The following is a 4,614-nucleotide window of genomic DNA, read 5'->3' on the forward strand; positions in this document are numbered from 1 at the left end:
GACGGGTGGCCAGCGAGCTGGATGCCTCCGGCCAGCGCGTGCTGTGCGTGACAGCCGACGTCGCCGACTTCAGCGCCTTGCAGGACGCCGCCGCGCGCGCCGTCGAGCGTTTCGGGCAGATCGATACCTGGATCAACAATGCGGGCGTCTCCATCTTCGGCCGTCACGCCGAGGTCAGCCTGGAAGATCACCGCCGCTTGTTCGAGACCAACTACTGGGGCGTGGTCAATGGCAGCCTGGCGGCCTTGCCGCATCTGAAGGCCAATACCCAGGGCGCGGCGCTGATCAACCTGGGCAGCGAACTATCGGACGTGGCCGTGCCCCTGCAAGGCGCCTATTCGGCTTCCAAGCACGCGGTCAAAGGATTTACCGATTCGCTGCGGGTGGAACTGGCCGAAGAGGGCGCGCCCATTTCGGTCACGCTGGTCAAGCCGGCCGCCATCGATACCCCCTTCACCCGCCACGCCAAGAACTACATGGAGGTACAGCCCAAGCTGCCGCCGCCGGTGTACGCTCCCAACATCGCTGCCGAAGCCATCCTGGTGGCCGCGCAAAGCCCGCGTCGCGACCTCTACGTGGGAGCGGCCTCGCGCCTGGTGTCCTCGGCCAACAAGTGCGCGCCGGCCGCGATGGATTACTACCTGAAGACCTGCATGTTCTCGCAACAACGCAGCGACCGGCCGGCCACCAGCGGCACCGACCGCCTCTACGCCAACGGCCCTCAAGTGGCGGTGGCCGAGCGCGGCGGCGAAAAGCACGTGATGCCGTTCTCGCCCTACACCTGGGCCAGTGCGCAAGCGCCGATGTTGTCGCGGCTTGCGGTGCTGGGGGTGGCCTGCCTGGTGGCAGGCCGCATCGCTGGGCGCAAGGGGACTTGAGTCCGGCTTCGGGGTTCAGTCTCGGGCGGGGCGCGGCGTTTGCAGCAATTGCAGGGCCTGGGCGATGGAAAAATGGGTCGCCTGTTCACGCACCGACTGGCGATTACCGCTGAAGTGGCGGGTGGCGGTGCGCACGGTCTGCCAATCGCCCTCATGGAAGATCCAGGCGAAGCAGACGGTGCCGGCCGGTGTTCCATCGGACGCATCATCCGGCCCCGCCACGCCGGTGTTGGAGATGGCCAGGCTGGCTGCACTGCCGCGCAGGCGCCGGCGTGCCATGCGTTCGGCGATTGCTTCGCTGGTCAGTCCGTAGCGCTGCATGTCTCACGGGGGGATGCCCAGCATCACCTGCTGGCCTCTTCGGTATAGGTCACGAACGCTCCTTCCAGCCATTGTGCGCAACCCTCGATGTCGCCCAAGGCAGCGGCCACCATGCCAGCGGTACAGGATTCGGCGGTGACCAGGCGCAGGCCACGTTGGCAGAGTTGCTCTCCCAGGGTGGTGCAGTCGTCCTTCATGTGCTTCATGATGCTTTCCCTTCTGTTTGAAATCCTTCATATCGCTTGTTTGACTGATCGCTGCAAGGCCCGTTCTAGCCAGCTGGTCCGCGTTTTCCTTCACTCCTACGTCTCCGACAGCCAAACCGGGGGGGCCCTCGCGGCGGCCGCCTATGCCACGCCTTGGCGCGCTTTGCTAGTCTCCCCAGCCAGGGCAGAGCGGCCATCACCTCAGCGATGCGCCTGGCCCGTCAGCCAAGGAGAATCCCATGTCCGACCGCAAGCCCAAGACCGCCATCGCCATCGTGGCCGGTATCATCGTGCTGGCCATCATTGGCGGCATGTCCCTGCTCGGGGTATTCCAGTCTGCCGGGCATAGTTGAATCCATCTCTTCAGGGCGTGCTGCTCTGGTCTACCGAGCGCAGATAGGCGCTCATGTCGGCGGCGTCCTGCGCCGAGATGCCCAGTTCCGGCATGGCGCTATGCGGGTGGATGGCGCGTGGGTGCATGATCCAGCGCGCCAGGTTGTCCGCGTTCATGGGCAGGATGCCGGCGATGTAACTGTTGCGCTCCAGATGCTCAAGCGGCGGACCGGTACGGCTGCCCGAAGGCGCCACGCTCGCAATGCGGTGGCAGGCGGCACAGCCGCGCTCGGCCAGCAGGCGACGACCATGGAGGGCGTCGCCGCCTGGAAGCAGAACGGCACGGCTGGCTGCGCCCAAGCTGATGCAGGCGTAAAGCCCCACGCCAGTACAGCGCCAGGCTCAAGCCCAGGCTGCACCAGAGCCAGACCCCGGTGTTCCAGCTAATGCCGCCGGGGTCCGACAGGCCCAGCGTATGGGCTGGGGCCGGCTGCCAGGGCGTGAGCAGGAGGCTGCCCCACAGCGCATATCGCAAGCGGCGGGACGTCATAAGCGCGGCCCCCAGTAGATCACCACGTACAGCACCAGCCAGCTGGCCACCACGAAATACCAGTAGTCGCCGTTTTCGCTCACATCCACGTAACGCTTGCTCTCCAGCGGCCCGGTGAAGAACAGCAGCGTCAAGACCAGGCTGTCGAAGGTATCGGTCACCAGATGCACCGTATGCAGGCCCAGCAGCATCCAGGTGATGGAGCCATAGGCGTTGTCGCTCCAGCCAACGTTGAGCGCGGCAAATTCGCCCACGCGTCCGCCCAGGAACAGCAGGGAAAACAGCAGGCACAGCAGCAGCCAGCGCCGCACGCGCTGGCGCTCGAAGCGCTTGGCGGCGCGGCTGGCCACCACGTCGGCGGCAAACAATGCCCCCAGCCCGGCGGCAGACAAGCCCAGGGCCCAGCCGATCAGCCAGGGCACACAGGGCCAGCGTCACATGCCATAGACGGGCGATGATCTCGGCCTGGACCCCTGCCGGATGCAAGACACTTTGCCAGTGCTGGCGTTGCGCCCAGGCACTGGTCGGACATAGCACCAGCATCGCCACCAGTGCCGGCGTGACACTGGCCACACGGCGCGCCATCGACGTGGGCGACACGGGGCAGGGCAGGTGATGGGCGTGAACAGGCAGCAAGGCGCATCGCTCGGTGATTCAGGGATGAGCGATTATGCGAAGCGGTAGCGGGCGGGCGGAAGAGGAAAACCCGGCAAGCCGGCGTAGGAATGCTGCACCGGCACCTACCGCCGAGCTGGCCAGGGCCGCGACCGTGCGCGGCGTGCTGAGAGCATCCTCACAGGGCGTTGAGCGGGATCTTCAGGTAGCGCACGCCATTGGCCTCGGGCGGCGGCATCTGCCCGGCGCGCATGTTGACCTGCACCGAGGGCAACAACAGCACCGGCATGTCCAGCGTGGCGTCGCGCGCACTGCGCATGGCCACGAAGTCGTCTTCGCTGATGCCTTCATGCACGTGGATATTGTGCTGGCGCTCTTCGGCCACCGTGGTCATGAAGCGCAGTTCGCGGCCATTGGGCTGGTAGTCGTGGCACATGTAGAGCCGGGTCGCCGGCGGCAGCGCCAGCACCGCGTGGATGGACTGGTACAGGCGTCGCGCATCGCCACCGGGGAAGTCGCAGCGGGCCGTGCCATAGTCCGGCATGAAGAGCGTATCGCCGACGAAGGCCGCCGTCTCATCGGCTGCTTCGACGACATAGGTCAGGCAGGCCGGCGTATGGCCGGGCGTGTGCATCACGCGCGCCGGCAACTGGCCGATCAGAAAAGTCTCGCCATCGGCGAAGAGATGATCGAACTGGCTGCCATCATGTTCGAATTCGGTGCCGGCATTGAAGAGCCGGCCAAAGACCTGTTGCACCTGGCGGATATGCTCGCCGATGGCGATGCGTCCGCCCAGCTTCTGCTTCAGGTAGGGCGCCGCCGAGAGGTGGTCGGCATGGGCGTGGGTTTCCAGGATCCATTGCACGCGCGCGCCCAGGGCCTCGACGCGGGCGATCAACTGGTCGGCGCTGCGGGTGGCAGTGCGACCCGACTTGGGGTCGTAGTCCAGGACGCTATCGATGAGTGCGCATTGCCCGCTGGCACGGTCCAGTACCAGGTAGCTGACGGTGCTGGTGGCAGGGTCGAAATAGCCTTCAATGTGCATATTTTGCAGGTTTGTCATGACGTTCCTTGAAAGGGGCTTGCCGGCTTCAGCCGCGGGCAGGGCGCTGCAGCCAGCCAAACAGCTTCATCCCGGCCAGCATGGCCAGTACGAAGGCCAGGCCTTTGAGTGAACCCATGCCAAGCAAGACCAGTGCCGGTCCCGGGCAGATGCCGGCCATGCCCCAGCCGACACCGAACAACAGGCTGCCCAGTACCAGGCGGCGGTCGATACCGCTGGCGCTGGGCAATTGCAGGGGCGCACCCAGCAGCGACTGCTGGCGCTTGCGGGCCCAAGCAAAGGCCGGCACACCGATGCCGATGGCACCCGCCATCACCAATGCCAGCGAGGGATCCCAGGCCCCGGCCAGGTCGAGGAAGCCCAGCACCTTGGCCGGATTGGCCATGCCGGAGACGATCAGGCCCAGGCCGAAGATCAGGCCGGCGACCCCGGCGCTTAAGCTGAATTTGACGTTCATATGAATCTTTCTTCAAAGGCCCAGGAGGTGGCGCAGCACATAGACACTGGCAAAACCGGCCATCATGAAGCAAAACGTCGCCATCGCCGAGCGCAGCGAAAAGCGCGACAGCCCGCACACCCCATGACCGCTGGTACAACCGGCGCCATAGCGCGTGCCCAGGCCCACCAGCAAGCCGGCCAGGATGATTG

Annotated in this window: 7 protein-coding genes and 1 pseudogene; 1 reads left to right on the forward strand and 7 read right to left on the reverse strand. The window is 65.7% G+C overall.

The features are described 5' to 3' along the window. Positions 1 to 878: SDR family oxidoreductase (locus I5W_RS16045; protein WP_044529982.1), on the forward strand; the 878-nt coding region annotated here is incomplete at its 5' end. Positions 879 to 893: 15 nt separating this feature from the next. Here I5W_RS16045 and I5W_RS33440 read toward each other — a convergent pair. The 7 genes and pseudogenes from I5W_RS33440 to I5W_RS16075 form a co-directional block, all read right to left on the reverse strand. Continuing rightward, the gene (locus I5W_RS33440) at positions 894 to 1,199 is read right to left on the reverse strand and encodes a CinA family protein (RefSeq protein ID WP_252717054.1); all 306 of its coding nucleotides are present in this window, start codon (positions 1,197 to 1,199) and stop codon (positions 894 to 896) included. Between the two features lie 23 nt (positions 1,200 to 1,222). After that, the gene (locus tag I5W_RS33445) at positions 1,223 to 1,405 is read right to left on the reverse strand and encodes a CinA family protein (RefSeq protein WP_252717055.1); all 183 of its coding nucleotides are present in this window, start codon (positions 1,403 to 1,405) and stop codon (positions 1,223 to 1,225) included. Between the two features lie 363 nt (positions 1,406 to 1,768). Continuing rightward, positions 1,769 to 2,098 carry a c-type cytochrome gene (locus tag I5W_RS16055; protein ID WP_044529986.1) on the reverse strand — a complete coding sequence of 110 codons (330 nt, stop codon included), beginning with the start codon at positions 2,096 to 2,098 and terminating at the stop codon, positions 1,769 to 1,771. A 186-nt stretch (positions 2,099 to 2,284) separates the two neighbouring features. After that, a pseudogene (locus tag I5W_RS16060) lies at positions 2,285 to 2,635 on the reverse strand (cytochrome c oxidase subunit 3); the annotation flags it as partial. 446 nt (positions 2,636 to 3,081) lie between these two features. Continuing rightward, on the reverse strand, positions 3,082 to 3,966 hold the full coding sequence (locus I5W_RS16065) for an MBL fold metallo-hydrolase (RefSeq protein ID WP_044529983.1): 885 nt from the start codon (positions 3,964 to 3,966) through the stop codon (positions 3,082 to 3,084). Between the two features lie 28 nt (positions 3,967 to 3,994). Then, a complete protein-coding gene (locus tag I5W_RS16070) occupies positions 3,995 to 4,423 on the reverse strand; it encodes a DUF6691 family protein (RefSeq protein WP_044529984.1) in 429 nt (142 codons plus the stop codon). Positions 4,424 to 4,435: 12 nt separating this feature from the next. Continuing rightward, the coding region (locus I5W_RS16075; RefSeq protein WP_044529985.1) for a YeeE/YedE family protein at positions 4,436 to 4,614 on the reverse strand (179 nt) is incomplete at its 5' end.

It is taken from the genome of Herbaspirillum sp. B65 (assembly GCF_000333555.1).
Taxonomy (GTDB): Bacteria; Pseudomonadota; Gammaproteobacteria; order Burkholderiales; family Burkholderiaceae_D; genus Herbaspirillum; species Herbaspirillum rubrisubalbicans.

Coding starts and splice junctions, on each gene's coding strand:
- I5W_RS33440 (WP_252717054.1), bottom strand. CDS start 1,199: ATGCAGCGCTACGGACTGACCAGCGAAGCAATCGCCGAACGCATGGCA.
- I5W_RS16065 (WP_044529983.1), bottom strand. CDS start 3,966: ATGACAAACCTGCAAAATATGCACATTGAAGGCTATTTCGACCCTGCC.
- I5W_RS16070 (WP_044529984.1), bottom strand. CDS start 4,423: ATGAACGTCAAATTCAGCTTAAGCGCCGGGGTCGCCGGCCTGATCTTC.
- I5W_RS33445 (WP_252717055.1), bottom strand. CDS start 1,405: ATGAAGCACATGAAGGACGACTGCACCACCCTGGGAGAGCAACTCTGC.